The 2549-nt window shown below is 63.6% G+C and carries 2 protein-coding genes and 1 pseudogene; all 3 read right to left on the bottom strand.

Features of this window, described 5'->3' with window-relative positions:
- Nucleotides 1-138: 138 nt before the first annotated feature.
- Nucleotides 139-1023, bottom strand: coding sequence for a cytosolic protein (locus tag QZY03_RS11345; RefSeq protein WP_295581057.1), 885 nt, complete (start codon nucleotides 1021-1023; stop codon nucleotides 139-141).
- Between the two features lie 260 nt (nucleotides 1024-1283).
- Nucleotides 1284-1602, bottom strand: a pseudogene (locus QZY03_RS11340) (MarR family EPS-associated transcriptional regulator).
- A gap of 276 nt (nucleotides 1603-1878) precedes the next feature.
- Nucleotides 1879-2370 carry a DUF29 domain-containing protein gene (locus QZY03_RS11335; RefSeq protein ID WP_295581055.1) on the bottom strand — a complete coding sequence of 164 codons (492 nt, stop codon included), beginning with the start codon at nucleotides 2368-2370 and terminating at the stop codon, nucleotides 1879-1881.
- Between the last annotated feature and the right edge of the window lie 179 nt (nucleotides 2371-2549).

The following is a 2549-nucleotide window of genomic DNA, read 5'->3' as shown; positions in this document are numbered from 1 at the left end:
GTGGGAGCGGCCTGCGGCCGCGCGGCGCTGCCGCGGGGATCGCGGATGCGCGCGGCACTCGGCGCGGCCCCATCGCGGCCGCAGGCCGCTCCCACGGGGCCACTGGATGCGGCAGGATGCCTTGGGGGCTGCCGCGCGTTAGTGGAGCACCTCGTCAAGGGTCTGGGCGGTCAGGATGCGGTCGGACCACTCCACCAGGGTTTCGGGGTCGGCACGCTCGATACGCTCGCGCACGGGTTCGGTGGGCGGACCGAACTTGCGGGCGATCAGGCGCAAGAGCATGGCGACCTCGCCCTCTTTACGACCCTCTTTACGACCCTCCTTACGACCCTCCTTACGACCCTCCTTACGACCTTCCTTACGGCCCTCCTTACGACCTTCCTTACGGCCTTTCTGAATCCCGATGCGCTCGGCAGTGGTGACGTATTGCATGTGCTCGGCTTCCTCGATCGCTTGAATGCATTGATGGTAGTCTTCTTCCAAGGCGTCGGGCAACGCTAACACCCAGTCGATGAAGGCATAGAGACTCAAGATCGCATCGCGCTCCAGCCCGAGGCGATAGAGTCGGCGCGTCAGGCCGATCTTGTGTTCGAGCCGCGCGGCCGGATCGCGGCGGGTCGCGGTGGCCGCCAAGTGCGCCAACACGACCAGCGCAAAGGGGTTGGGGCTGGCCTCCAGTTCGGCCGTGCGGTCACGATAATCCAGCAGCTTGATGCTGGGGAACTCCAAGAGCGCCCGGCAACCCCACAGCGCGTGCTCGTAGCGCACGGGGCGCCAATTGGGATGATCGTCGGTCAGCACGACGAAGGTGGCGACCGGACGGTTGTAACGGTCGGTCAGTCGCGAGTGATAGGTATACAGGCGCCGCGGGAAATCTGCTTCCCGGTTACCTTGTACCTCGGTGTGAATCAACACCCAGGTCTCCTCCCCAGTGCGCCGCCAGACTTTGATCAGCTTGTCCACATGGCGGCGCCCCACGACCGCGCGACGGGTGACTTTCTGGAGTTCTTTGTCGAGGATCATAGCCGCGCGACCAGTCAATCTCAGCGGCGGCCACGGGGAAGAAAAACTCGAGAAACTGCCGATGCCAGCGGTCGAGCATGTCTTTCCAGGGCGTATCGTAATCGTCGCGCCGGACGGCGGGCGGGAGTGGTTTTTTCGGCATCAGTTGGGTGATCGGCGAACGGCGGCAGCGTGACATCGGAAACGGACCTGACCTTCCACGACAGCCTTGTCGACCAGGTGCGGGCCGTCGGCTAGGCCCGGTCGGTCGAAACCACCGGTCAACTGGCGTCGTCAAGCGCGTGGTCGCGCTGCGCACCGACCTCCAGACGCAGGCGGGCGATCTCGGCTTCCAGGGCCAGGTAGTCGGCTTCTTTACGCTGGAGGAAGCGCCGGGTGATCTGCGCTTTTTGCTCGATGCCTTGCGGGGTGAGCAGGTAGGCGTAGGCCCGTTTGTCCTTGCTGGTGCAAAAGTTCTAGATCTTGATCCAGCCTTTCTCGACCAGGGCGCGCACGCAGAAGTTGGCCGAGCCGACGCTGACGCCTAGTGCGCGGGCCAGGGCGCGTTGGGAAAGGTCGGGGTTGGTGCAACAGGCGCAGGGCTTGGTAGTGGCGCTCTTCGCTAACGGTGGCGGCTCCTGGGGCTGGGTGAGTCCGGATCGCTTGTCGCCGCACAACAGACCGTCGAGGCTTCAGCCGGATGCGGGGGCGCCGCCCGCTAAAGCGTCGGCGTCCGGTTGGGGCGCCCCGGTCACGATCACCGGACCTTGGGCGGTTTACTACCTGATATCCGCACAGACCCTTGGTGTAGGGGCGGGTTTGAAACCCGCCCCTTGTCCGGTGATCACGTCCGATGGCGCTACTTTGGCGCAATCGTCAGTCATGGCCATCTTCGTGTTGCGCTGGGCCAGGATAGTAGTCGTCCGCGAACAGTTCAGCGACCTGGTAGGGGCACAGCGCCGGAAAGGTCTCCGGCGGCAGGCGCGTCTCCTTGCTTGCCAGGTCGATAGCGTCGGTATAGGCGCTCGCGATGGCGTCGGGGAGAATGGATTTCAGGCCGGGGGATTGACGCAGCAGCACGGCAAGCTGCTTGCGTTGTTCGACGATGGTCGTGCGCCAGCTATCGCCCTTGAATTCGCGCCAGCGGTCGGACAGGTCGCGGTATTGGTATTCCCATTTCAATAAATGGGCGAGCAGAATCAACAGCCGGCTTTCCAGTTCACGACGCTCGCTTTTGCTCATGTCGCTGAGCTCATCCAATAAATGTTCGAGATCCAATTCCGTGTAGCGTCCAGCGCGCAACAGCTCGGCATGGCGTTGCGCCCAGGTTGCATAATCGGTTTGATACAGTAGGCTGAGCTCACTCATGTCGGATTCCTGTTGATCGAGGTCCGGACGGTGTTGGGCTTGGTCTTGCGGCCTTGGTCATGGTTCCGGCCACCGGGGGCCGAGGCGGCCTTGCTCATAAACCCGGCCACCGCGCGCTCTGCACGGTCGTCGGTCCGCACAGCGGACCCTACAGATCACGGTGTTACCGTAGGGTCCGC

This window comes from uncultured Lamprocystis sp. (assembly GCF_903933125.1).
Lineage (GTDB): Bacteria > Pseudomonadota > Gammaproteobacteria > Chromatiales > Chromatiaceae > Thiodictyon.
Note: the sequence above shows the minus strand (reverse complement) of the source record. Positions and strands in the feature narration are given on the sequence as shown.